A 24,250-nucleotide genomic window follows, 5' to 3' on the forward strand; every position below is an offset into this window, starting at 1 on the left:
ATTTTTGCACTGCGGCAGCTGCACGATTTATCGTTTCTACCAAACCAACGTTATAAAATAACGCAAAACCACATCCAAGTTAGATTTGTGTTTGCATTTTAGCCAAATAAGTGGCACTTCATCTTGCATTCATAGGTCTAATGTAAAGGATGTAATTCTAAGGGAAATAAGTGTGAAACCGCGCCTTTTCCCGATACTGGTACTTGGGTAAAACCGATGATGACGCTGCCGGCTATCAACACTGACGCCAGCAAGCATGAGAAAGAACAGATAAGCCGGACTGTTCAGGAAATGTTTGAAGAGGCTGAGTTCTGGTTAGTCAGTGAATAAGATTCTGCCCGCTACAGCACTAGCTGTAGCGGGGTCATGAACCACCTACAGGGAATTTCTTATACAGCGTTGAAACACCAACATCGTATATGATCGCTACCTGCTTTCTGTCCATGCCACTTTTTATCAATCTCCCCATCTGGGCCCACTCATCATCACTAAACTTTGGCCTCCTTCCACCTATCCTCCCTTCTGTGCGTGCGGCTGCTAAACCAGCTCGGGTGCGTTCGACAATAAGCTCCCTTTCCATTTCGGCCAGTGCACCCATAACATGAAAGAAGAATCTCCCCATAGGCGTACTCGTATCGATGCTATCGGTCAGGCTCCGGAAGTTAACTCCTTTCTCCCGCAATTCCTCCACCAACCCAACAAGATGTCGCATGCTTCGCCCGAGCCGATCCAGCTTCCATACTACCAGCGTATCGCCCTCAGATAGCGTCCGTAGCACCTTTTTTAATCCAGGTCTGTCGGACACCTTACCGCTGATCTTGTCTTCGAAAATCAGCTCACATCCTGCACTTTCGAGCGCGTTTCGCTGGAGTGCTGTGTTCTGGTCATTTGTTGATACTCTCACGTAACCAATAAGCATGTATTTCCTTCCTACAAAAGGCCGGAATCATGCCACCTGAGCGATAATTGATCATTATTAAAAATGTTCTTTTCTAATAAAAAACATAAAGAAATATTTGTTTTAGCCGATAATCTGTTTTAACTGTATGTATTTGATTCACGACAGATAGTAGAATGTATGTTGTTACATAGGGTCAGGCATATAAAGAGGTCGGTGTGAAGAATAACCACAATTTAAAACGAATTAAGCCTTATGTGATATCAATCACGTTTTCATTTTTTATTTTTTTCTCATTGTCTGAGATTTCAATGTATTATATATACAAGGAGAGGATTGCATCATATACAGAACGAGTTTTGAATAGAAGCGTTAGTCTCATTCAACAGATTGATAAAATAAATAATAGTTATGAAATATTTAATGCTTATAGTCCTTGTAGTGAACTACAACTTCATGCTCTAAGAGTGGCCTTATGGCCCTATGCTCTTATAAAAGATATATCATTTATTTCAAATGGTGCAGTCATATGTAGTGCTTTATGGGGGGTGTTGCCAGCACCATTGCTTCTCAATATCTATGATAGAAAAGTTGAAAAGGACAATGTAACTTGGTTTTTTGGTGTGTTACTGGAAAATAATGTAAAAGCTGATTTGCTAAGCAATCAAAAATTAGCCATAACGATTTCACCATTTGCATTTAATAGATTTGTTACAGACCATGAAGAGAAGGGGTTTTCTGCAATTGTAGGTGACAGAGATCATTCGCTTCATTTGTTCAAACTTGGTGAGCAGGTCGATCTTCTTGAAGAGGCTCAGCATGATAAATCCTACCAACTAGGACTTATTACCACGCAAAGCTGTAATAAAAATAATAATGTCTGTGTCATGGGGGGAGTTAAATTTCCGTGGATGAGTTTCGATAGTTGGTTAACGATGTTGTTGATTTCCTTTACATCTATTGTAACCGGTGTTCTTCTGGGTGGTTTTTATAATCAAAGAGTTGCACGTAAGCAATCATTAGTTTCAAGATTAAAAAATGCGATAAGAAGCGAATCATTATATCTTGTGTATCAACCTATTTATAAAATAAAAACCGGAAAAATTATTGGTGTGGAAGCACTAATTAGATGGGATGATCATGATATTGGTAGCATTCCTCCTGATATTTTTATCCCTATCGCAGAGAAGCATGGTTTAATCCAGGGAATAAGTGATTTTGTATTTCGAATGGCAGTAAAGCAAACCATGTCTCTTTCTGAGGAATTTGATATTTTTATAAGCATTAATGTTAGTTCTCAAGACCTTCTGTCGGAATCATTTCAAGAAAAAGTGTTTCAGATGATTGATGAATCAAATATAAAACCTGGTATGATAATGATGGAGCTAACAGAAAGGCAGAGCGCGGAAATAAATTCCCTCCAAAAGGTTATTTCTTTATTTAATAATAAAGGTATATCAATAGCTATTGATGATTTCGGGACTGGTCATTCAAATTTAAACTGGCTATCAAATTTACAAATAGATGAAATTAAAATTGATAAGTCAATTACAGATTCTATTGGTAAACCCTCTGTAAATAATAATATCGTATCAGGATTGGTGGAGATATTTAAAGATATAACTAACAAAGTCGTTTTCGAAGGTGTCGAGACATCAACTCAGGTGAAATATTTAACTGAAATGTTCCCTGAGTGCGGTGTCCAAGGATGGTATTACTCACAGCCACTATCTATAGATAAATTGACAAAGTTAGTAAATAATATTAATGGGGTTTAATATGTATTGCATTGTTTTTATTGTTTAATTTTATATAAGATACGTGTAACCGTGTACCATATAAATTTAACAGCTGAACTTTAATATCTCGTGCCGAATATAGTTGACTAGTTGGTTCGAGATTGAGTGAAATGTCGCGTACAGCTTCTTCAGATTGCAGGCGAGATAGTCTTCACGCGTCATTGACTGGGAAAATTTTCCACACATTTTCACCTGCAGGTTGTACTTTGAAGTATAGGTTTTAGCTCAGAAAGTGTTGGTATATTAACTATGGATAAACGCGTATATAGTTGAATTTTATGGAGTGGAAATATTGTTGATATACCAGCATGAAAAGTTAAGTTATTGAAAATATTGCCAATAAAATCGGTCTCGAAAACCGGAGTAGGGGCAACTCTACCGGGGGTTCAAATCCCCCTCTCTCCGCCACTATTCAAACACTTGCACGCCTTGCTTTCAACGACAGCAGTCACGGATGTTTTTTTCTTTGAGTATCCTCACAAGTTTGTCGTTCTATTGCCTTCGCGACATAAAAATCCGCTTCAAAATAAACAAAAGCCCGCTTCATATGAAGCAGGCCTGATACGTATTGTGCAAAATTAGAACTGGTAGACTAAACCAACGGCAACGATGTCGTCAGTCGCGATACCATTGCTTTCATAGAAGCTGTCGTCTTCGTCCAGCAGGTTGATTTTGTAATCAACGTAGGTGGACATGTTTTTGTTGAAGTAGTAAGTCATACCCACATCAACATATTTGACCAGGTCTTTGTCAACGTAACGCCAGTTACCATGGCTCACTTCCTGACCACCTAAATCACTGCCCTTGGACTGCAGGTAAGCGATGGACGGACGCAGACCGTAATCGAACTGGTATTGAGCCACAACTTCAAAGTTTTGCGTTTTGTTTGCGATACCGCCATTGCTTTCGCCATTACCGCCGCCGTAGTAGGTCATGTTGCGGGTTTCCGCATACATCGCTGCCAGATAAATATCATTGGCATCATATTTCGCACCAATGGTCCAGGCATCAGCTTTGTCACCGCCAGCATAGTTGTTACGGCTATTAATGCCATCGTTGTAACCGCGAGCAACCTGGTCATTAGTGCGATCAGAACTGGAGTACGCCGCACCGAGGCTTAAACCGAAGTCAAAGTCATAAGAGGTGGACATACCGAAACCGTCGCCGTTTTCTTTCGCCAGTTTGCGGTTTTCACTATTACCAGAACCTTCCTGACCTACGCTGCTACCTTCATTATTACCCTGATACTGCAGGGCGAAGTTCAGGCCATCAGCCAGACCAAAGAAGCCGTGGTTACGATAAGTAGCAACGCCGTTGGTACGACCCAGCATATACACGTCGGTCTGAGTGTAAGTATCACCACCGAATTCTGGCAGCATATCGGTCCAGGCTTCAACGTCGTACACGACGCCATAGTTACGACCGTAATCGAAGGTGCCGTTTTCAGCAAAGCCCAGGCCTGCGAAAGCCAAACGAGTCCAGGAATCGCCTTTGTCACCTTCGGTGCCGTTAGCCTGAACGTTATATTCCCACTGACCGTAGCCAGTCAGCATATCGTTGATCTGCGTTTCGCCCTTAAAGCCCAGACGCGCATAAGTTTGATCGCCGTCGCTGCCTGCATCGTCAGAGAAATAACGCAGGCCATCGACTTTTCCGTACAGATCCAGTTTATTGCCGTTTTTATTATAAATTTCAGCCGCATTTGCTGCGCCTGCAGTTAATAAAGCTGGGAGAAGCAGTGCCAGTACTTTTCTTTTCATTATGTATTCCCTTTATTTAATAATTAAAATGAATATGTAGTGATGTCCTGAAAACTACATTTCGATACTATCTATGAAGTTCATTTAATTTAAAATATAACATGTAACAATTATATTTTAAATATTTCAAAATGTTTCCATTTGAATATTTTAAATTATTTTTATATGTTTTTGTTGTTTTTATTCAACACGCAAATGTATATTTATCAATTGGTTTATGCTTATGGTTTTAGTATTTGTTATGTGTATTTTATGTGCTTTTATTATTATTGCTCGTGCTTTCTGGGTAATTTTTTATCAATGCTGCATGCAGAAATTATAAATTGATATTCGTTATAAATATTATTTAATAATTGAATTTTGCTATAAAAGAGGGCAGACAGTGGTTCGGAGTAAAAATTATTGCTAAGGTGGTTTTCTTTATGTAAAGGGAGAGAGCATGGAACTCCACGACTGGCAGTCGCGATTTGAAGCCTGGTTACGTGAAAATCATTCAGAGCACGACGCTGCCCACGACATCTTTCACTTTCGCCGCGTGTGGAAGACGGCTCAAAAGCTGAGCACGGATGCGAACGTAGACTGGCTGGTGGTGCTGACGGCGTGCTACTTCCATGATCTCGTCAGTTTGCCGAAGAATCATCCCGATCGCCATCGTTCGTCGGTACTGGCAGCCCAGGAAACCCGTCGCGTTTTGATGCACGATTTCCCTGATTTTCCACAACAAAGAATACCTGCCGTGTGCCATGCCATTGAGGCGCACAGCTTCAGCGCCAAAATCATACCAGAAACCCCGGAAGCCAAAATCGTGCAGGATGCTGACCGGCTTGAGGCGCTGGGGGCTATCGGTCTGGCGCGCGTGTTCGCCGTTTCTGGCTCGCTGGGTGTGGCATTGTTTGATGCGGAGGATCCGTTTGCCCGGCAGCGCAACCTGGATGATAAACAGTACGCGCTTGATCATTTCCAGACCAAACTGCTGACGCTGCCACTGACAATGCAAACTGAACAAGGGCGGCATTTGGCACAGCATAATGCTGACTTTTTATTGACGTATATGGCAAAACTCAGCGCAGAATTAAAAGGAGAATATGAAATGTTGGATCTTGCGGCGATTCAACCCCTTAAAGCATATCAGTAGTCGTCATTGCTGAAACGTCAATTGCACCAATTTATGTTAACCTGTCGACTATCCATTTCGGCCGGTTAAACGTATGCAGGATAATTTTTCAGTAGCAGGCTCCATGAAACCGATGACAGATGATACCGGAGTTACCGTTCAGGTGATTTTGGCTAAGTTGCTTGAAATATACGATGTGAAAACGCTGGTTGCTCATCTTAATGGCGTCGGCGAAAACCACTGGAGTCCGGCCATCTTTAAGCGTGTGGTCGCCAATCAAACATGGCATCGCCTCAGCGATCGTGAGTTTGCTCACCTGTATTCTTTACTCCCGACGCCGCCTGCGCATCATCCACATTATGCTTTTCGCTTTATCGATCTTTTTGCTGGTATTGGCGGGATTCGTCGCGGTTTTGAAGCGATTGGCGGGCAGTGCGTGTTTACCAGCGAGTGGAACAAGCATGCGGTGCGCACCTACAAGGCGAATCACTACTGCGATCCTCTGCAGCACCACTTTAATGAAGATATTCGTGATATCACCCTCAGCCATCATGAGGGGGTGAGTGACGAGCAGGCTGCAGAACATATTTGTCAACATGTTCCCGAGCATGATGTCCTGCTGGCCGGCTTCCCTTGCCAGCCATTTTCTCTGGCGGGTGTATCAAAGAAAAACGCGTTAGGGCGTGCCCACGGTTTTGCCTGTGATACGCAAGGCACGCTTTTTTTTGACGTGGTGCGAATTATCGACGCGCGGCGACCGGCTATATTTGTGCTCGAAAACGTTAAAAATCTGAAGAGTCATGACCAGGGAAAAACCTTTCGCATCATTATGCAAACGCTGGATGAACTGGGCTATGACGTGGCGGATGCAGCAGATAATGGCCCGGATGATCCGAAGATTATCGATGGGCAACATTTTTTACCCCAGCATCGCGAACGTATCGTGCTCGTCGGCTTCCGACGTGATCTGAGCCTGAAGTCAGACTTTACGTTGCGCGATATTGTCAGCCGCTACCCTCAGCGTCGAACGACGCTCGCAGAGCTGCTTGAACCGACCGTTGATGCGAAATATGTGCTGACACCGGTCCTGTGGAAATACCTGTATCGCTATGCGAAAAAACATCAGGCACGGGGCAATGGGTTTGGCTACGGTATGGTCTATCCCGGTAACCCCGATAGCGTAACGCGTACATTATCCGCACGTTACTATAAGGATGGGGCTGAAATTTTGATAGACCGTGGCTGGGATATGGCGCTGGGTGAACAGGATTTCGATGATCCCGCCAATCAGCGACATCGTCCTCGTCGATTAACGCCAAGAGAGTGCGCTCGCCTGATGGGGTTTGAGTCTCCTCAGGGTTACCAGTTTCGCATTCCGGTATCAGATACCCAGGCTTACCGCCAGTTCGGTAATTCGGTGGTCGTTCCGGCATTTGCGGCGGTAGCCAAACTGCTGGAGCCGAAGATCAAACAGGCTGTTGCACTCCGTGAGAAAGAACAGCAGCATGGCAGACGTTCACGATAAGGCGACACGCAGTAAAAATATGCGGGCGATAGGAACCCGCGATACGGCGATCGAAAAACGTCTGGCCGACATCCTGACGGAGCAGGGGGTAACGTTTCGCGTGCAGGATGCGACGTTGCCCGGCCGCCCCGATTTCGTGGTGGATGATTATCGTTGTGTTCTCTTTACCCACGGCTGTTTTTGGCATCAGCACAACTGCTATCTCTTTAAAGTCCCGGCAACCCGCACGGCGTTCTGGCTGGAGAAGATAGGAAAAAACGTGGTACGTGATAAGCGGGACTGCGAAAAATTGCAGTCGTTGGGATGGCGGGTCTTGATTGTCTGGGAGTGCGCCCTGCGTGGGCGTGAGAAACTGGATAACGAGGCGCTGTCTGAACGGGTTATCGAGTGGATCTGCGGCGGCGGTGCCACTGCGCAGATCGACACTCAGGGCATTCATTTACTGTAACGACTTTTCCGATGGGGCTGCGACCGCGTCAGCTTTGACCGGGAATAAGTATTTCCCCAGCGTCACCAATACCACGGCAAAAACAATGACTCCGAGCGCCAGCCACTCGATCAACGCCAGGCTTTCACCTCCCAGTCCCGTACCTAACAGAACCGCCACTACCGGGTTGACATAGGCATAGCTGGTGGCTAACGCCGGGCTTACATTACGGATAAGGAACATATAAGCGTTAATCGCAATAATTGAGCCGAACAGGGCGAGGTATGCCACCGCCATAAAACCGGAGAAGGTTGGCATCGTGGTCAGCTTTTCTCCACTGAGCAGCGATGCGCACATCAGCACAATACCCGCGGCTAACATTTCAATAGCTCCGGCCATCATGCCAACGGGCAAGGTTATGCGTGAGCCGTACACGGAGCCAAACGCCCAGCTCATTGAACCAATCAGGATTAATACCGCCCCCCAGGGATTACCATTCAAGTTACCACCGCTGTTCAGCATGATGATCCCGGCGAGTCCAATTGCGATCCCCATCCATTCCAGTTTGCGCGTTTTGATGCCAAAAAAGTGACTAAAGCACAACGTAAACAGCGGGACGGTGGCAACCACTACGGCGGCTATACCGGAAGGAACATTTTGATGTTCTGCAACGGTAACCAGCCCATTACCCACGGCCAGCAGCAGGATACCAATTAACGCGGCGTTCAGGAGCTGGCGCAGAGGCGGTAGCTTGTGTCCGCGAAGAAGTAAAAAAAATGTTAATAACACTCCAGCAGAGAGAAAACGTACGCCAGCCATCATCAACGGCGGCCAGCTTTCTACGCCAATGCGAATAACGAAGTACGTGGAACCCCAAATGATGTACAGCGCGAATAGCGCACTGAAAAGCGGTAACAATTGCCTGAAACGCATAATCCCTCACGGTGGAAATAAAAAGGTGCAACATAGTAAACGTCAAAACTATCATGCTGGCGAGACTTATAATTGCCTGCCGTTGTTAAATATTTGTTGACCAGAAAGGTCTGTTTCAGCATGGCGTGTTTTACTTCATACTTATGGCTGCAAAAAAATAATATTGAGGGTTAAAATTTTGGCAGGAAGTAGCTTACTCACCTTGCTTGATGACATCGCCACGCTCCTGGACGATATCTCAGTGATGGGAAAACTGGCCGCGAAAAAAACGGCGGGTGTGCTGGGAGACGATTTGTCGCTTAACGCGCAACAGGTGTCGGGCGTGCGGGCGAACCGCGAGCTTCCGGTGGTCTGGAGTGTAGCCAAAGGATCTTTCGTCAACAAAGTTATCCTGGTGCCGCTGGCGCTATTGATCAGCGCCTTCATTCCATGGGCGATCACGCCCTTATTGATGATTGGCGGGGCGTTCCTCTGTTTTGAGGGCGTGGAAAAAGTGCTTCACACCCTGGAAGCGCGAAAACACCAGGAAACACCGGAAGAACGCCAGCAACGTCTGACGTCTCTTGCCGCACAGGACCCGCTGACGTTTGAGAAAGATAAAATCAAAGGGGCGGTACGTACCGACTTTATTTTATCTGCAGAGATAGTGGCCATCACGTTGGGTATTGTGGCGGATGCGCCATTGTTGAATCAGGTCCTGGTTTTGTCGGGTATTGCTTTGGTGGTGACCGTTGGCGTGTATGGTCTGGTCGGTATTATTGTGAAGCTCGATGATATTGGCTACTGGCTGGCAGAAAAGCGCAGCGCACTTGCTCAGGCTCTGGGTAAAGGATTGCTGGTGGTTGCTCCCTGGCTCATGAAATCACTTTCCGTGGTTGGCACGCTGGCGATGTTTTTAGTCGGCGGCGGCATTGTGGTACACGGTATTGCGCCGCTGCATCATGCGATTGAGCAATTTGCCCAACAGCAGAGTTCATTCATTGCTCTGATGCTTCCGACTCTGCTGAACCTGGTGCTCGGCTTTATTATCGGTGGGTTCGTGGTACTGCTGGTAAATATGGTAGCCAGGTTACGCGGAGTTTCGCACTAATTGTCGCGTACCGAATTACGCAAAACGTCTCTTTGTCGTCTAAGGTGAAAAGGTTTCTCTTGATACAGGAGGCGGGTATGGTCTTTTCTGTCAGTGAGGAAGTCACCGCGAAAGAAGGTGGCCCACGCATGATCGTTACCGGGTATGCCTGCGGAATGGTGGAGTGCCGCTGGTATGACGGTTTTGGCGTCAAACGGGAGGCATTTCGTGAAGATGAACTGGTTCCTGGCGAACGCAGTCCACTACGCAGGATGCCTGAATACCGCAGGCTGGCGTAACCTGGTGATCTCTCAACCATTAGTTATATTTATCATTTTGGTGAGAATTATTTACTTGTCAGGCAAAAAAATTGCAGATAAGGTTGGTTTCGCATCAGATTTCCTGGTGTAACGAATTTTCAAGTGCTTCTTGCATAAGCAAGTTTGATCCCGACCCGATAAGGGCCGGGATTTTTTTCGCCCAAAGTCAGCGATTGATCTCCGTCACGCTAAAATCATGGATATCAAGCTCGAACGCGTCGGCCAGTTCATGCCATGTATGATAATCCCGGCCATCAATGCTGACGCGATCGGGGTCATCATGGCTGCGGTGAATTTCGCTCTCGCAGATTTCGTTGATAGCTTTCAATAGCGCGTCCACATCGACGCTGACTTCACGTTTGGCCGTATCGCTGTACTCTTTCGCGGTTTTCATCCTCATACCTCTCAACCGTTAAGGATGCCGGGGCACGTATCAGAATCTCTGATGCGTACAAGTTAAGTATAGACCGTCGAGAAAACCCGCAATCACGCGAGCATGGCGCTGCCAGGAAAAGGAATTTGTTCTACACTGGCACAAAGCCACAGGAGGAAAATGATGAAGGTGAATGATCGGGTTACAGTCAAAACGGACGGCGGGCCGCGTCGGCCAGGCCGGGTACTGGCGATTGAAGAGTTTAGTGAAGGCACCATGTACCTGGTTTCTCTGGAAGACTACCCGCTCGGTATCTGGTTCTTTAATGAGTCAGGCCATCAGGATGGGATCTTTGTGGAAAAAGTGGAGTAATCCAGACGCTGATTCTGACTGGTGGCAAACCCACCAGTCAGAACATCCTAACGCATATTCACAAAGATACCATTGGTGACGTTATCTGTGAGTCGTACAACGTGATAGATAACTTGTTTATTATGTGTCTTGATCTTTCGTTTTATATTCCCCTTATGGGATGAGACTGTCTTCGCCTTGATATTCATTTGATCGGATATCTGTATTGTTCCCTGACCGGCCATCCACATACGTAGCATGCTGGATTCGGTACGGCTTAATGATAGTGTTGGCAGGTTCACATCAATGACAATATCCACTTCCTTTTTCAGAATATCGCCAAGAAGTTCATCCAGTGAATCTGGTTTAATCGACTTAGAACTGATTAATAAATTTTTTCTTACTAAGAGATACTCATCAAAATGGACATTGGCAATCGCCATAAATACAATAAATAAAGTGCTGGGATGTTGATTAATGATTTGCTTAATTCTCTGGCTGTTATCTGGATCGTGAATAAAGCAGTCTTCATTAATAAACACCACAGACGGCTGCAGTGAGACACAGGCGATGCTGAGTTCATCAACGCTTGAAATATCGTTGATTTCCCTTTTCTTCACCCCCCGACTTACCAGATATCCGGTCAACCCTAACCGGGTGTAACTGCATAAATCCATAATAATCGTTGACATGGCATACCCTCACTCAATGCGTAACGATAATTCCCCTTACCTGATTATTTCATCACAACTAAACGGAATAATAACGACCCAATATGACGCTTTCGCTGTTTTCAGGCGAATTTACTATCCCGTAAAGTTGCGTATAATTTGCCAGGAAACATCTTAAAGTAAAGTAAATGTTGCGTTATGTGAGGGAGGCAAAAACAAATAAACAGCGACAGCGTTATCCTGGTGGATGTTGTCTGTATTTGAATTTAGGACAATCCTTAGTAAGACAGGATAAAAAATAAGGGTTATTATTTTGAAGGCATTTCACTGATGATGTCAGCCAGCAAATTAAAAATCTCACTGAATAAGCGCTCACAGAAGGGGGCAATTAATGGCATGAGCGCAGCCATTAATGAAATACCCACGGTCAGGGTGAGAGGGAAACCAATGACAAATATCGATAGCTGCGGCGCCATACGGTTTAACAAACCGAGTGCGAGGTTGAGTGTGAGCAGCAGCGTCATCACCGGCAGAGCCAGCATCAGACCATTGAGGAAGATGAGCCCCCCCGCCCGCGCCAGCGCGAGAAAGGCATTGCTATTAACCGGATGGCCACCGATAGGCAGAGTATGGAAGGTATCCACTAACAGCGAGATAAGCCACAAGTGACCATTAAAGGTGAGGAACAGCAGCATCGCCAGCAAATCTATCAGACGTGCCAGAACGGGCATATTCAGGCGGCTGCCCGGGTCGAAGAAGGTTGCGAAGGAGAGACCCATTTGCAGACCGATGATTTCCCCGGCGGTACGCACCGCGGCAAACGCAAATTGCATGGTGAACCCTAACGCGATGCCGATCAGGATTTGCTGCATCGCCAGCCATATCGCGCCGACAGAAAAGATAGGCACGTTTGCGGGGGGAAGCAGCGGAGCGATAACCATGGTAATCATCAACCCCAGCCCCAGTTTTACCCGTTTGGGGATGGCGCGTTCGCTGAGTATTGGAGCCGTTGAAATGAGCGCCAGTATGCGCAGCAGGGGCCAGAAGTAAAGATTCAGCCAGTGGAGCCACTCAACGCTGGTCACCTGCAACATAGCGTCGTTTACCCGATGATGTAGGGAATATTGCTGAACAGCGTACGCACGTAGTCGAGCAGCAAGTTAAGCATCCACGGACCGGCAACGATGATGGCAATAAAGACCGCGACAATTTTCGGAATGAAGGACAGCGTCATTTCGTTAATCTGGGTTGCCGCCTGCAGGATACTGATGATAAGACCCGTAACGAGGGCAACCAGCAACAAAGGTGCGGCAAGGGCAAGGGCAACTTTCATCGCCTCAGTGCCCATCATCATGACCGATTCAGGAGTCATTTCGCGCCTCTAACTGTAAAAGCTTTGTGCAAGCGAGCCGACAAGCAGCTGCCAGCCGTCAACCAGCACAAACAGCATGAGCTTGAATGGAAGTGCAATGGTGGCAGGAGGCACCATCATCATCCCGAGCGCCATCAGGACGCTGGCGATAACCAGATCGATTATCAGAAATGGAATGAAAATGGTAAAACCTATCTGGAATGCCGTTTTCAACTCACTGGTGACATAAGCCGGCAGCAAAATGCGCATCGGCACTGCTTCAGGCCCCTGTAACGGGCCGCTGTTTGCCAGGCGGGCGAACAGAGCCAGATCGGCTTCGCGGGTCTGACGTAACATAAACTCACGCAACGGCTGTGCGCCTTTCTCCATGGCTTCCTGCATGGAGATCTTCTCTTCGCTGAAGGGTTGATACGCATCAACGTAGATTTTGTCGATCACCGGCGACATGATGAAAAAGGTCAAAAACAGCGCCAGTCCAAGTAAAACCTGGTTCGGTGGTGCTGACGGTGTTCCCAGCGCATTACGTAACAGGCCAAAAACGATGATGATGCGGGTGAAGCTGGTCATCATCAGCAAAATAGCGGGCAGGAACGTCAGCGAGGTGATAAACACCAGCGTTTGGACGGGCAACGTCCAGCTTTGTCCGCCGCCGGGCAGCGGTTGGCTAACCAGACCCGGTAGTTGGGCCAGGGCTGCTGGGCTGAAAAGCCACAAACCCGTCAGCGTGAGGGATAACAAACGGCGCATCAGGATCTCCCAGGACGCTTCAGCAAACTCTTCATCATGGCCTGGAAATCCGCAGGGGAGGCCGCTTTTTCTTCTGCACTGGCAGGTGCCGGGGGGAGGGTATGCAGAACGTTAATCTGCGATGCTGTAACGCCCAACACCAGACGCGCGTCTTCGACCTCAACAATTACCACTCGCTCACGTGGGCCTAATGAGGTACTGGCCGAAACTTTCAGCCCACGCGTACTGACGCTTTTGGGGGCAAATCCCAGGCGCTTAACCAGCCAGGCGGCTCCCAGGATCAACACAATGATCCCCAGCAGCGCGCCGCTGACCTGCACTAACGGTGATCCGGGTACAGCAGCGGGCTGAGCGACGGTGGCCTGGGTATTCATCGTTAACGGCTCAGACGACGCATACGTTCAGATGGGGTAATAATGTCAGTAATACGTACACCGTATTTATCTGCGACTACCACAACTTCACCCTGAGCAATCAAATAACCGTTGATCAGAATATCCAGCGGCTCGCCCGCCAGACCGTCCAGCGCGACGACCGAACCTTGCGTCAGGCGCAGTAGTTCTTTGATGGTCATGCGGGTGCGGCCCAATTCAACGGTCAGCTTGACCGGAATATCCATGATCAGGTCGATATCCTGCAGCGCACCGCTGACGTCGCCGCCACCTAACTGCTGGAATACCGCATCGGCCGCACTTTTGGTGGTCGTTGTTTTTTGCTCGTTTAACGCGTCAGCCCACAGATCGTCCAATGCACCAGTGTTCTCATCGGACGGATTATTCATGTCACTCATTTGGGCTGTTCCTCATTCAGCGAATTCAAAATCGGGTTTATCAAATGTTCTACGCGTAACGCATACTGACCATTTACGGTGCCATATTGGCTGGTCAGCACAGGTACGCCGTCCACATGAGCAATAATGCGGTCGGGTTTTTCAATCGGCAGTACATCGCCGGGTTTCAGCTTCAAAATCTGGGACAGGCGCAGCGGAATGTCAGCAAAGTTTGCTACCAGTTCCAGCTCGGAATGCTGAACCTGACGCACCAGATTATTGCGCCAGTTCTGATCTTCATTACGCGAGTTTTCCAGCGGTGGGTTTACCAGCAGTTCGCGCAACGGTTCAATCATGCTGAATGGCAGACAGATGTTAAATTCACCGGTCAGGTTGCCGATTTCAACGTGGAACGGGGTGTTCACCACGATGTCGTTCGGGGAGGTGGTGATATTTGTAAACTTCACCTGCATCTCGGAACGGACATATTCCACTTCCAGTGGGTTGATAGCCTTCCACGCGTCGCTGTAGCTTTCCAGCGCCAGTTTCAGCATGCGGTTGATTACGCGTTGTTCAGTGTGCGTAAATTCACGGCCTTCGACTTTCGTCGGGAAACGACCATCACCGCCGAACAGGTTATCTACGGCGATAAACACCAGACTCGGTGAGAACACCACCAGACCTGTCCCGCGTAACGGTTTCAGGTGGATTAAGTTCAGGTTGGTCGGAACCGGTAAGTTACGTGCAAACTCGTGGTAGGGCTGGATACGGATCGCGCCCACTGTAATATCCGGGCTGCGGCGTAGCAGGTTAAATAACCCCATACGGAACTGGCGCGCAAAGCGTTCGTTAATGATCTCCAGCGCCTGCAAACGCTCACGAACGACGCGGCGCTGAGTGTTGGGATCATAAGGACGAATATCGCTTTCATTTGCGATACCGGAAATGGGTTCGTCTTTAGTTTCGCTATCGCCGTTAAGCAATGCGTCGATTTCAGCCTGAGAAAGAATACTGTCGCCCATGTCTTTACCGCAGAATAAAAGCTGTATAAAGAACGTCGGTGACAACCTGTTTCGGCTGCCCGACAACGAGCGGAGTCGCGAGCGTCTCTTTGATAGCGGCAATCAGCTGCTGTTTGCCTTCTTCTGTTGCGAGCGTGGCGGCGTTCTGGCGAGAGAACAATAACAGCAGACGGCTGCGCACTTCTGGCAGATATTCGTTAAAACGCGAGCGTGTCGCCTCGTCTTTCATGCGCAGTGTGATACCGATATACAGCACGCGATCTGCATCACCTAAATTGACGGTAAACGTATCCAGTGCAAAGAACACTGGGGCAGGCGGTGGAGCCGGTTCCGCTTTTACGCTGGCGGACGGCTGCTGCTGCATGCGCCAGTAGCTATAGCCCGCAGTAGCGAGGGCGGCGAGCGTAATTAACACCAGCAGAGGGATCCAAATAGCGCGTTTACTCTTTTTGTTAATCGCGGAGTCAGTCATCAGATACGGGCTTCCTGTTTCGGTACAGCTTATAGGCTGATTATCCCGTGTCCTGACCACGACAAAGCGTGGAAAAGACACGGATAATCATGCTACCTCTGGCGTTAGGCGAAGATGTCTACTGCACCATCACCGCGAGCCGCGGCTTGCAGTGCGGCAGGTGTGGCCAGAACAGCATCATCTTCGGGAGCAAAAATATCTTGTCCATGCGCACGCCCAGCCTGTTGTTGCTGCGAAGGCGACTGTTGCTGACCGGCAAAGCTTTCGCTGCTGATACTGCTTTGCCCCAGTTGGATCCCGTTTTCAGCCAGTTGAGTACGCAGCATCGGTAATGCTGCTTCCAGCGCCGCGCGCACGTGGCTATGAGGCGAGACCATTTGTAGTTGCGCCATGTTGTCATCGAGCTTGAGGGAAATCTGCACTTGCCCCAGATCCTGCGGATGTAAGCGCAATTCCGCACTTTGCTGGCCCTGGCGGGTGAACAGCGTGACGTGCTGACTCAGTGATTGCTGCCATTCATGGCTTCCCAGCGGGGCACTCAATACCGGTGCCGCGGCAGTCGGTAATGGCTGCGCATGTGTCTGTGTGCCAGCCAGCGGAGCTATTGTTGCGCCAACGCTGGTTGGTGACGGTGAACTTTCAATCTCCGCGCGCGTAGCTGCCGCTACCGTTAATGGCGTTAAACCAACATTATTGGTCTGATCCGCGCCACTGGTATGCATCGCTGTATCTGCTTTACCTTTTTTCCCTTCACCGGTCAGTAATTCACTGGCGCTATCGGTAGTCGTGTTGGGGGTATTACCACGTAACAGCACCGACAGCGTCGTATCCGCCGGGGCTGGGGTGGCATCAACAGCCGGAGTGGTCACCTGTTGCCCCGGCAGCATAGCGAACAGCGCACTCAGGTTGGCGAGATCGTCATCGCTCAGACGGACTGTTTTTTCATCCTGCTGTGCGGTTTTACCCAGTGTTGTCAGGGCATTAACCTTCAGTGACGGCGTGAGCGCAGACAACAGCTGTTGTGCATCAGTCAGGTCGGTCAGCGACGCCTCGGTTTGGACCTCTTTTTGTGCCAGCAGATCGGCTAATTTTACCGTCTGCGCGGTATCACCATTCTTTTGCAATAACCCTTTTTGCAGTTTGCTGCCTGCGGCCTGTAAATTGGCCAGCGACAGCGGGGCATCTTTACCCTGTGCATCGCCTGCACCTAATGCACCTGCCAGCAACGCTAAAAAATCCTCGGGGGAATCTACCGCTTTGCCTGACTGAAGACCTGCGGCTACGTCGGTGTCGGTGGTAATCAGTTGGGGTAAAGTAATCATTCGGGTTTCCTCATAGCTGCACGCTGAGCAAATTCATCCATTTTTTTCTGATCCAGGCGGTTTTCAGCCAGTAACGCGGCTGTGGTTTGCCTGTCCTGCAGAGTCTGCCATGCCTGCAGTCGCTGCTTTTTATCGCGCCAACTGCTCAGCGCCTGGTCTACTTTCTGCGTCCATTGGTTGAGTTGTTGGCGATGTTGCTCAATCGCTTTTTCCAGCGTCTGAATAAATTGTTGATAGTTAATCCAGCGATTACTGGTGATACCCTGACCCATATCGCTATTAAGATTGTTGCGATATTCATGCTGATAATCGATCAGCATCTTCAACTGCTCTTCCGCCTGCTGACATCCGCGGCGCATCTCGCCTAATAAGATAGCTGCGTCATCGACTTCTTTTTCAGCCAGGTCTTTAAGTGTTGCCAGCGCACCATGTTGTGCCATGACCTATGCTCTCCTGCTTAATCACACACCAGGGAAAATCAGATCCAAAGCCTGCAGGGAGTCTTCCCAGTCGGCTCGTTCAAAGATGCCTTGCTGTAAAAATGCTTCCAGTTGTGGCCATAAGGCAATGGCTTTATCCAACATGGGATCGCTGCCTTTGGCGTAGGCGCCTACGCTGACCAGATCGCGGTTACGCTGGAAACTGGACAGTAGCTGCTTAAAGTTGCGTACCCGCGCATAATGTTTCTCGCTGATCAATGCGGTCATTGCGCGGCTGATTGAGGCTTCAATATCAATGGCCGGATAGTGACCCGCCTCTGCCAGATGACGGGACAGGACAATGTGGCCGTCGAGAATGGCACGGGCGGAATCAGCAATAGGGTCCTGTTGGTCATCGCCTTCGGTCAGTACGGTATAAAATGCGGTCACGGAACCGCCGCCATGAATACCGTTACCAGCCCGTTCAACCAGTGCGGGTAATTTAGCAAACACCGAGGGCGGATAGCCTTTCGTTGCCGGAGGTTCGCCGATCGCCAGTGCGATTTCACGCTGTGCCATTGCATAACGGGTGAGGGAGTCCATAATCAGCAGCACGTGCTGGCCGCGATCGCGAAAATCTTCGGCGATGCGCGTGGCGTAGGCTGCACCCTGCATACGCAACAGCGGGGAAACGTCCGCCGGAGCAGCGATCACCACCGAGCGTGCACGTCCCTCGGCGCCAAGAATATTTTCAATAAAATCTTTAACTTCGCGTCCACGCTCGCCAATCAGACCGACAACAATGACGTCAGCCTGGGTATAGCGTGCCATCATGCCGAGCAGAACACTTTTCCCCACACCTGAACCGGCGAAAAGCCCCATTCGCTGACCGCGCCCGACGGTTAACAGCGCATTGATAGGTCGTACGCCAGTATCCAGCACGTGTTCAATCGGGGTACGTTGCAGGGGGTTAAATGGCGGGGTGATTAGCGCCCCTGTTTCCGTGGTGTCGGGGGCAGGCAGCCCATCAAGCGGCTTCCCACTGCCATCGAGAACACGCCCCAGCAGGGCAGGGCCCAGCGGTAATTGTTTTCCGCTTTGCAGCCCTTCGCCGGCGATGTTTTTCGCGTAAACGCGCGCGCCCGGCAGAACGCCTTCGACCTCTTCGAGCGGCATCAGAAACAGGCGTTGACCATTAAAGCCAACTACTTCGCTTTCGACTTCCTGGGTTTCGTTGCCATCCTGACGCTCAATAACGCAGGTGGCACCCAGCGGTAACTGCAGACCTGTGGCTTCCAGTACCAGTCCGGTGGCGCGGGTCAGACGCCCGTAACGACGCACCGCAGGCAGCAGCGACATTTTCTCTTCGAAGTTGTCCAGCGTGTTGAGCCAGCGAGTCAGGCGAGTGGTCATTACACGACTCCCGGCGCTGCCAGACGGCAGAGCTCTTGCCAGCGGGTTGCAACACTGGCGTCCAGATCGCCTTCGTCAGCAGAGACTTTACAGCCACCGTGATGCAACGTTGGATCGCCACGCAGTCGCCAGCCGTGCAGACTGAGGGTCGCCCCCAGCATCTCTTCTACCCGCTGCAGATCGTCCGGATGGACGCGCAACTGCGGTTTACCGCTAAACAGCGGCTCCTGTTGCAACAGCTGTTGGATTTGCTTAATCAGCGCGGCGTTATCCACGATGGGTGTCTGGCCGATAACCTGGCGCGCGGCTTCCAGTGCCATTTGCATCAGGCGCGATGCAATGACGCTGTCCAGGGCATCCAGTGTATTCTGAAACTCACTGACCAGTTGCTGCATGCGGGCATGAATCGGCGCATGTTGGGCGCGAGCCTGGTTCTGACCTTGTTCCAGCCCCTGGGCCAGTCCGTCCTGATAACCTTGTTCGTGCCCTTTTTGCCGACCTTCAGCCAGGCCGGCGTTATATCCTTGCTCATGGGCCTGGAGCTGCATTTGAGCCAACTGCTGCTCAAGCTGTTGTTCCGCAGATAGCTGTGGCTCTTCTGTCTCGTCGGACGGCTGATCGTCGGTATGATCGGCCAGTACGAACTCCGCCATTGGCGGGGCGAGGTCGTCAGGCGTCCAGACTTTCCATGGCAGATCGTTAGACATAGGTATCCTCGCCGCTGCCGATCACCATCTCGCCGGTCTCGGCCAGACGACGTACGATGAGCAGAATCGCTTTCTGTTCGTTTTCCACCTGCGACAAACGTACCGGACCTCGGTTGGCAAGATCGTCGCGCAGGATATCGGCGGCACGCTGCGACATGTTGCGCAGGAACTTCTCGCGCAATGGTTGCTCGGCACCTTTCAGGGCTATCAGCAGCGATTCGGAATCCACTTCCTGCAACAGACGCTGGATGCTGCGATCGTCGACATCCACCAGATTTTCGAACAGGAACATCTCGTCGATAATTTTCTGCGCCAGCTCGCCGTCGAATTCGCGCACCGCGGTAATAACTGCTTCTTCCTGCTGCGTCTTCATCAGGTTGATAATTTCTGCTGCTGTCCTCACGCCGCCCATTTTGCTGCGTTTGAGGTTCTGGCCATCGAGCAGGCCGTTCAGCACTTCGGTCAGTTCTGCCAGTGCGGCAGGCTGTACGCCGCCGAAAGTCGCGATACGCAGCATGACATCGTGGCGTAAGCGCTCGTCGAACAGCGCCAGAATATCGGCGGCCTGGGCCCGTTTGAGGTGAACCAGAATGGTGGCGATAATCTGCGGGTGCTCGTCGCGAATAAGATCGGCGGCGCTTTGTGGCTCCATAAAGTTGAGCGTTTCAATGCCGCTGGTGGTATCGCGAGTTTCCAGAATGTCTTCCAGCAGGCTGGAGGCACGTTCTTCGCCCAACGCTTTTACCAGCACGGAGCGCAGGTATTCGTTGGCGTTGATGTTCAGTGCGGCAAACTGCTCGGCTTCTTGTTCAAATTCGGCCAGAACTTCCGTCAACTGTTTGTTGGAGATCTGACGCACGTTGGCCATTGCCGTACTGAGGGCCTGTACTTCGCGCGTGGAAAGGTGCTTAAAGACCTCCGCCGCGCGATCTTCGCCAATGGTCATCAATAAGATGACGCTTTTATCGGTGCCGCTAAGATTACTCATGTTCGTTATTTATCCACTGGCGAATGACCAGCGCCACGACGCGCGGATCGTTATCTGACATTTCACGAATACGCTGGCTCATGACTTCAGCACCCAGCCGCTGGTTGTTACGGCGTTGCTGGGTCTGCTCGTCTTTGCTGAGGCGAACTTCAACCGCTTCTTCCGTTTCCTGGCGAATACGTGTTTGTTCTTGTGCGGCTTTGACCTCTTCGCTGCGACGCATCAACTGCGGACGAACCGCTTTACGCCACAGGATCCAGGCCACCAGCAGAACCAGTAACCAACGACCGGCTACCATCAGCTGTTCAATAAAGGACTGCTGTTGCCAGAATGGAAGCTCTCCGCCCGTGTCATCACTCGCGGTGAAGGGGGAATTCACGACATTCAGGGTATCGCCGCGTTTTTCAGAGAAGCCCATGGCCTCGCGGGTCAGGTCCTCAATTTGTTTCATTTGGTCGGCGGTTAATGGCAGCGGTTTGCCATCCGGTAACGTTTTATAGTTGACCACTACCGCCACCGACAGGCGCTGCACATCACCCACATTCATCTTGGTGTGACGAATGGTACGGTCAACTTCATAGTTGCTGGTTTCGTTACGCTGCGTGCTGCGCGGGCCGGCATTGGCGTTATTTGCCGTTTGCGCATTCTGTGCATTCTGCGCATTTTGCTGATTTGCCGGTGGCGTATTAATCGGGGCCGTATTCGCCGGCGCGGGCTGGTTAGACAGTGCGCCCGGTACGCCGCCAGGCGCTCCGCTTCCTATCTGCTCGCTGACGTTAAGCTGGCGTGAGCGCAGAACAGCCTGTGAGTCGTCGCCATTTGGGCTGTACTTCTCTTCGGTTTGCTCTTTGTTGGCAAAATCCAGCTGTGCGGTAACCTGTGCATGTACGTTGCCGTTACCGACAATTGGCGACAGAATTGATTCAATACGACGCTGTACGCGACCTTCAACATCGCTGGCATATTTCAGCTGCGCATCGTTCAGGTCGCGGCTGCTGGTGTTCGACTGCGTTAACAGATGTCCTGCCTGATCGACCAGCGTCACGTTGCCCGGCGGTAAGCCTGCGACAGCGCTGGAGACCAGATGCGTTACCGCGCTAATCTGGCCTTCGTCCAGTGCTCGACCCGGCTCCAGGTTTACCGTGACGGAGGCAGAAGGAGCCTTTTGTTCACGTACGAACAGTGACGGTTTGGGCATCGCAAGATGGACACGGGCGCGTTTTACCGGCCCCAGTGTTTCAATGGTTCTGGCTAATTCGCCTTCCAGAGCTCGCTGGTAATTGACCTGCTCGCTAAACTGGCTGATACCAAACTTTTCCTGGTCCAGTAACTCAAAGCCCACCGCGCCGCCTTTCGGCAGCCCTTGCTGTGCCAGACGTAAACGCAGTTCGTGAACTTTATCAGCAGGGACTTCAATGGCACCGCTTCCCTCAGTGAAACGATAAGGAACGTTCATCTGCGTCAGCTGCGTGACAATCGCGCCACCGTCCTGATCGGATAGGTTGCTGAACAGTGTGCGGTAGTCAGGTGTTTTGGCCCACAGGACCATTGCAACGATGATAGCGACGGCAGCGGCACCCGCCACAATCAGAGGGATTTTGGGATTCGCGCGCAGGCGATTTAACCACTCGAGAGGTTTCAGTTGGGTTGCAGTCGATGCTGTCGCACTCATCTCGCACCTCGTGGCTTATCGTGGACGGCGTTTTTTGCAAAGTGGAACAAGACTCACTCCCGGGTCAGCAAACTCGAAAAATTGACGGTCTCATTATTTGCGGTTTCGAATTTTTCTATGCGTTAAAAACCGAGGTTTTTTATCGTTATTTAGCGCCTTTATCTTATTGACGAACTGGTAATCTCTGCTACGTAAAAAATCATCCAGGGGATCAGAATGTCGGCAATACAGGGGATTGAAGGGGTTATCAGTCAGCTACAGGCCACGGCAATGTCAGCGAAAATGCAGGATGTGCAGCCACAATCGACCGTGAGTTTTGCCGGTCAACTGCACGCGGCATTGGACAGAATCAGTGATGTGCAAACCGCCTCTCGCGTTCAGGCTGAAAAATTTACCCTGGGTGAACCAGGCATTGCGCTGAATGATGTGATGACCGATATGCAGAAAGCGTCGGTTTCGATGCAGATGGGCATTCAGGTGCGTAACAAACTGGTATCAGCCTACCAGGAAGTGATGTCGATGCAGGTGTAGGTGCAACAAGCTGAGAATGTAGGCCGGATACGCACAGCGCTATCCGGCAAACACTTATTATTTTTGAATCAGATAGCGAATCGTTGGCCCATCCTGCTGAATATCCAGCACCGTATACCCATGGTTACGCGCATCCAGCGGAATATTGTTGATTGACTGCGGGCAATCGCTGACCACTTCCAGAATTTCACCTTTCTTCAACTGCGGCATGGCTTCCAGCGTGGCGACCGCCGGGTAAGGACACGGTTCACCGACCATGTCGAGGCGATAATCAGGTACGATATTTTTCATGCGGATTCCTTAGCAGGCGTCAGCCCGGCGCGGCGGAAGAAACGTTTTTCCCAACCGATGATGAGCATCAATGCGATAAACAACAGCAGATAAGTCACCAGTAGCCCGCCGAGCGGCCCAAAGGTGTCAAGCAGATTCACTTTATCCCAGCGAGTGGCAAGGGCAGGGGCAAAGTCATCCCAGTAGTAAGCCAGAATGGTCGAGCCGATAACGTTACCCAGTCCCACCCACCAGTAATGCACCTGGCCCTCAACCGCGCGGTACATCCAGCCGGTCTCACACCCGCCCGCCAGCACGATACCGAAACCAAACAGTAAGCCGCCGATCACCGCATTTGGACCGGCCCACATAATCTTCGGCTCAACGCCCAGCTGCACATAGCTAAAGATACCAATGGCGCTCACCGCCATGCCGAAGATAATGGCTTTTGCCATATGGGTGCGCCCGGAAATCCACAGATCGCGGAAGGCCGAGGTAAAGCAGATTTGCGCCCGTTCAATCAGCAGGCCGAACCCAACGCCAAACAACATGGCCAGACCCAGCTTCGGCTTGTCCATTGCGGTCAGCAGCGCCCAGCCGATCATGCCGATAAATACCAGCATACCGAGGCGGAAACGACGACGCGCTTGTTCAGGTTTTTGCGTCAGCGGCGAGGCGGCGGAAACTTTCTGCATTTTAACCGGAATACGAAACATCGGTAGCAGGGTAAAGCGGGCGCCAAACCATGAACCCATTGCCGTCGCCAGCGCGAAGAACCAGGCATGCAGCGAGAACTGTGGAATACCGGTAAAAAACGCGGCCAGGTTACAGCCCATTGCCAGACGGGCGCCGAAACCGGCGATCATCCCGCCGACCACCGCCTGCAGAATACGGATCCGACTGCGCGGCATGCGTAATTTGACGTTGTTGGCCCACAGCGCGGCGGCAAAACAGCCGCCGAACATACCGAGGATCATCATCCCGTCGATACGGGTCAGGGGCGAGCCTTCGAGGTGGATCAGTTTATAGTATCCCCACTCTTCGGCGTGCACGCCAAACAGTTGCAGGATTTGCCCACCCCAGCGGGTAAATTCGCCGGTAACGGCCCAGAAGGTTCCCGTAATGCCGAAATAGTAAGTGGAGAGAATACCCGCTGCGATAACCGCAGGGGCAGGGGCCCAAAATTTAATTAACCAGGCCTGTTTGAAGTGTTGCCATGACATGCGTTTTGACCCTGAACTCAGAAGGTATATAACAAGAAGCGTGGATATTACACCGATCAGAATTTTTGACTATGAGTAATAAG

Annotated in this window: 27 protein-coding genes, 1 tRNA gene and 2 pseudogenes; 10 read left to right on the plus strand and 20 right to left on the minus strand. The window is 50.3% G+C overall.

What is annotated here, in order from left to right:
- Window positions 1-186: 186 nt before the first annotated feature.
- Window positions 187-330 (plus strand): annotated as a pseudogene (locus tag OGX91_RS24185) (DinI-like family protein); the annotation flags it as partial.
- Between the two features lie 34 nt (window positions 331-364).
- On the opposite strand, the gene OGX91_RS07210 reads toward OGX91_RS24185, so the two are convergent.
- Complete coding sequence (locus OGX91_RS07210; RefSeq protein ID WP_040232470.1) at window positions 365-919, minus strand: recombinase family protein; 555 nt, start codon at window positions 917-919, stop codon at window positions 365-367.
- Window positions 920-1,116: 197 nt separating this feature from the next.
- Between OGX91_RS07210 and OGX91_RS07215 the strand changes: the two genes are divergently transcribed.
- Together OGX91_RS07215 and OGX91_RS07220 are read left to right on the plus strand one after the other, a co-directional pair.
- Window positions 1,117-2,676, plus strand: a complete 1,560-nt coding sequence (locus OGX91_RS07215) for an EAL domain-containing protein (RefSeq protein WP_286625829.1) — start codon at window positions 1,117-1,119, stop codon at window positions 2,674-2,676.
- Between the two features lie 301 nt (window positions 2,677-2,977).
- Window positions 2,978-3,105, plus strand: a tRNA-OTHER gene (locus tag OGX91_RS07220).
- Between the two features lie 170 nt (window positions 3,106-3,275).
- On the opposite strand, the gene ompC is transcribed toward OGX91_RS07220, so the two are convergent.
- Window positions 3,276-4,457: a porin OmpC gene (gene ompC, locus OGX91_RS07225; protein WP_005127778.1), complete on the minus strand. Its 1,182-nt coding sequence runs from the start codon at window positions 4,455-4,457 to the stop codon at window positions 3,276-3,278.
- Window positions 4,458-4,896: 439 nt separating this feature from the next.
- Between ompC and OGX91_RS07230 the strand changes: the two genes are divergently transcribed.
- The 3 genes from OGX91_RS07230 (at window position 4,897) to OGX91_RS07240 (ending at window position 7,544) form a co-directional block, all read left to right on the plus strand.
- Window positions 4,897-5,592: a phosphohydrolase gene (locus tag OGX91_RS07230; RefSeq protein WP_155021274.1), complete on the plus strand. Its 696-nt coding sequence runs from the start codon at window positions 4,897-4,899 to the stop codon at window positions 5,590-5,592.
- Between the two features lie 73 nt (window positions 5,593-5,665).
- On the plus strand, window positions 5,666-7,096 hold the full coding sequence (locus OGX91_RS07235) for a DNA cytosine methyltransferase (protein WP_417027105.1): 1,431 nt from the start codon (window positions 5,666-5,668) through the stop codon (window positions 7,094-7,096).
- On the plus strand, window positions 7,077-7,544 hold the full coding sequence (locus OGX91_RS07240) for a very short patch repair endonuclease (protein ID WP_040232462.1): 468 nt from the start codon (window positions 7,077-7,079) through the stop codon (window positions 7,542-7,544). The genes OGX91_RS07235 and OGX91_RS07240 overlap by 20 nt, the downstream gene beginning before the upstream one ends.
- On the opposite strand, the gene yedA is transcribed toward OGX91_RS07240, so the two are convergent.
- Window positions 7,536-8,456 (minus strand): drug/metabolite exporter YedA, encoded by a 921-nt coding sequence (gene yedA / locus OGX91_RS07245; protein ID WP_040232460.1) that lies wholly within the window; start codon window positions 8,454-8,456, stop codon window positions 7,536-7,538. The two genes, OGX91_RS07240 and yedA, sit on opposite strands and share 9 nt — an antisense overlap.
- Before the next feature lie 175 nt (window positions 8,457-8,631).
- On the opposite strand from yedA, the gene OGX91_RS07250 reads away from it, so the two are divergent.
- Together OGX91_RS07250 and OGX91_RS07255 are read left to right on the plus strand one after the other, a co-directional pair.
- Complete coding sequence (locus OGX91_RS07250; protein ID WP_182291132.1) at window positions 8,632-9,546, plus strand: DUF808 domain-containing protein; 915 nt, start codon at window positions 8,632-8,634, stop codon at window positions 9,544-9,546.
- Between the two features lie 77 nt (window positions 9,547-9,623).
- Complete coding sequence (locus OGX91_RS07255) at window positions 9,624-9,824, plus strand: YodC family protein (RefSeq protein WP_286625834.1); 201 nt, start codon at window positions 9,624-9,626, stop codon at window positions 9,822-9,824.
- Window positions 9,825-10,011: 187 nt separating this feature from the next.
- On the opposite strand, the gene yodD is transcribed toward OGX91_RS07255, so the two are convergent.
- On the minus strand, window positions 10,012-10,239 hold the full coding sequence (yodD, locus tag OGX91_RS07260) for a YodD family peroxide/acid resistance protein (protein WP_005127769.1): 228 nt from the start codon (window positions 10,237-10,239) through the stop codon (window positions 10,012-10,014).
- A 162-nt stretch (window positions 10,240-10,401) separates the two neighbouring features.
- Between yodD and dsrB the strand changes: the two genes are divergently transcribed.
- Window positions 10,402-10,590, plus strand: a complete 189-nt coding sequence (gene dsrB, locus OGX91_RS07265) for a protein DsrB (RefSeq protein ID WP_005127768.1) — start codon at window positions 10,402-10,404, stop codon at window positions 10,588-10,590.
- A gap of 47 nt (window positions 10,591-10,637) precedes the next feature.
- On the opposite strand, the gene rcsA is transcribed toward dsrB, so the two are convergent.
- The 14 genes and pseudogenes from rcsA to fliF all read right to left on the minus strand — a co-directional run bounded on the left by rcsA (window position 10,638) and on the right by fliF (window position 22,143).
- Window positions 10,638-11,261, minus strand: a complete 624-nt coding sequence (gene rcsA / locus OGX91_RS07270; RefSeq protein WP_040232455.1) for a transcriptional regulator RcsA — start codon at window positions 11,259-11,261, stop codon at window positions 10,638-10,640.
- Between the two features lie 280 nt (window positions 11,262-11,541).
- Window positions 11,542-12,334, minus strand: a pseudogene (gene fliR, locus OGX91_RS07275) (flagellar biosynthetic protein FliR); the annotation flags it as partial.
- An 8-nt stretch (window positions 12,335-12,342) separates the two neighbouring features.
- Window positions 12,343-12,612 (minus strand): flagellar biosynthesis protein FliQ, encoded by a 270-nt coding sequence (gene fliQ, locus OGX91_RS07280; RefSeq protein ID WP_003030425.1) that lies wholly within the window; start codon window positions 12,610-12,612, stop codon window positions 12,343-12,345.
- A gap of 9 nt (window positions 12,613-12,621) precedes the next feature.
- Window positions 12,622-13,359, minus strand: a complete 738-nt coding sequence (gene fliP, locus OGX91_RS07285) for a flagellar type III secretion system pore protein FliP (RefSeq protein ID WP_005127763.1) — start codon at window positions 13,357-13,359, stop codon at window positions 12,622-12,624.
- Window positions 13,359-13,733, minus strand: a complete 375-nt coding sequence (gene fliO / locus OGX91_RS07290; protein ID WP_040232452.1) for a flagellar biosynthetic protein FliO — start codon at window positions 13,731-13,733, stop codon at window positions 13,359-13,361. The genes fliP and fliO overlap by 1 nt, the downstream gene beginning before the upstream one ends.
- A 2-nt stretch (window positions 13,734-13,735) precedes the next feature.
- The gene (gene fliN, locus OGX91_RS07295; protein ID WP_005127761.1) at window positions 13,736-14,149 is read right to left on the minus strand and encodes a flagellar motor switch protein FliN; all 414 of its coding nucleotides are present in this window, start codon (window positions 14,147-14,149) and stop codon (window positions 13,736-13,738) included.
- Window positions 14,146-15,150 carry a flagellar motor switch protein FliM gene (gene fliM, locus OGX91_RS07300; RefSeq protein ID WP_005127760.1) on the minus strand — a complete coding sequence of 335 codons (1,005 nt, stop codon included), beginning with the start codon at window positions 15,148-15,150 and terminating at the stop codon, window positions 14,146-14,148. Before fliM ends, fliN begins: the two co-directional genes overlap by 4 nt.
- Before the next feature lie 4 nt (window positions 15,151-15,154).
- Entirely contained in the window at window positions 15,155-15,622 is a 468-nt protein-coding gene (fliL, locus tag OGX91_RS07305; protein WP_005127759.1) for a flagellar basal body-associated protein FliL, read from the minus strand.
- A 104-nt stretch (window positions 15,623-15,726) separates the two neighbouring features.
- Complete coding sequence (fliK, locus tag OGX91_RS07310) at window positions 15,727-16,944, minus strand: flagellar hook length control protein FliK (protein WP_286625839.1); 1,218 nt, start codon at window positions 16,942-16,944, stop codon at window positions 15,727-15,729.
- Entirely contained in the window at window positions 16,941-17,384 is a 444-nt protein-coding gene (gene fliJ / locus OGX91_RS07315) for a flagellar export protein FliJ (protein ID WP_005127756.1), read from the minus strand. Before fliJ ends, fliK begins: the two co-directional genes overlap by 4 nt.
- Window positions 17,385-17,405: 21 nt before the next feature.
- Entirely contained in the window at window positions 17,406-18,776 is a 1,371-nt protein-coding gene (gene fliI / locus OGX91_RS07320) for a flagellar protein export ATPase FliI (RefSeq protein WP_005127755.1), read from the minus strand.
- Entirely contained in the window at window positions 18,776-19,483 is a 708-nt protein-coding gene (gene fliH / locus OGX91_RS07325; RefSeq protein WP_005127753.1) for a flagellar assembly protein FliH, read from the minus strand. Before fliH ends, fliI begins: the two co-directional genes overlap by 1 nt.
- On the minus strand, window positions 19,476-20,471 hold the full coding sequence (fliG, locus tag OGX91_RS07330) for a flagellar motor switch protein FliG (protein ID WP_005127752.1): 996 nt from the start codon (window positions 20,469-20,471) through the stop codon (window positions 19,476-19,478). Before fliG ends, fliH begins: the two co-directional genes overlap by 8 nt.
- Window positions 20,464-22,143 carry a flagellar basal-body MS-ring/collar protein FliF gene (fliF, locus tag OGX91_RS07335; protein WP_149691532.1) on the minus strand — a complete coding sequence of 560 codons (1,680 nt, stop codon included), beginning with the start codon at window positions 22,141-22,143 and terminating at the stop codon, window positions 20,464-20,466. The genes fliG and fliF overlap by 8 nt, the downstream gene beginning before the upstream one ends.
- 216 nt (window positions 22,144-22,359) lie before the next feature.
- On the opposite strand from fliF, the gene fliE reads away from it, so the two are divergent.
- Window positions 22,360-22,674 (plus strand): flagellar hook-basal body complex protein FliE, encoded by a 315-nt coding sequence (gene fliE, locus OGX91_RS07340; RefSeq protein WP_005127749.1) that lies wholly within the window; start codon window positions 22,360-22,362, stop codon window positions 22,672-22,674.
- A 57-nt stretch (window positions 22,675-22,731) separates the two neighbouring features.
- Here fliE and yedF read toward each other — a convergent pair whose 3' ends face one another.
- Together yedF and yedE are read right to left on the minus strand one after the other, a co-directional pair.
- Complete coding sequence (gene yedF, locus OGX91_RS07345) at window positions 22,732-22,965, minus strand: sulfurtransferase-like selenium metabolism protein YedF (RefSeq protein WP_000790504.1); 234 nt, start codon at window positions 22,963-22,965, stop codon at window positions 22,732-22,734.
- On the minus strand, window positions 22,962-24,167 hold the full coding sequence (gene yedE, locus OGX91_RS07350; protein WP_005127748.1) for a selenium metabolism membrane protein YedE/FdhT: 1,206 nt from the start codon (window positions 24,165-24,167) through the stop codon (window positions 22,962-22,964). Before yedE ends, yedF begins: the two co-directional genes overlap by 4 nt.
- Window positions 24,168-24,250 lie beyond the last annotated feature (83 nt).

The sequence above is a fragment of the Citrobacter sp. Cpa228 genome (assembly GCF_030333085.1).
Lineage (GTDB): Bacteria > Pseudomonadota > Gammaproteobacteria > Enterobacterales > Enterobacteriaceae > Citrobacter > Citrobacter pasteurii.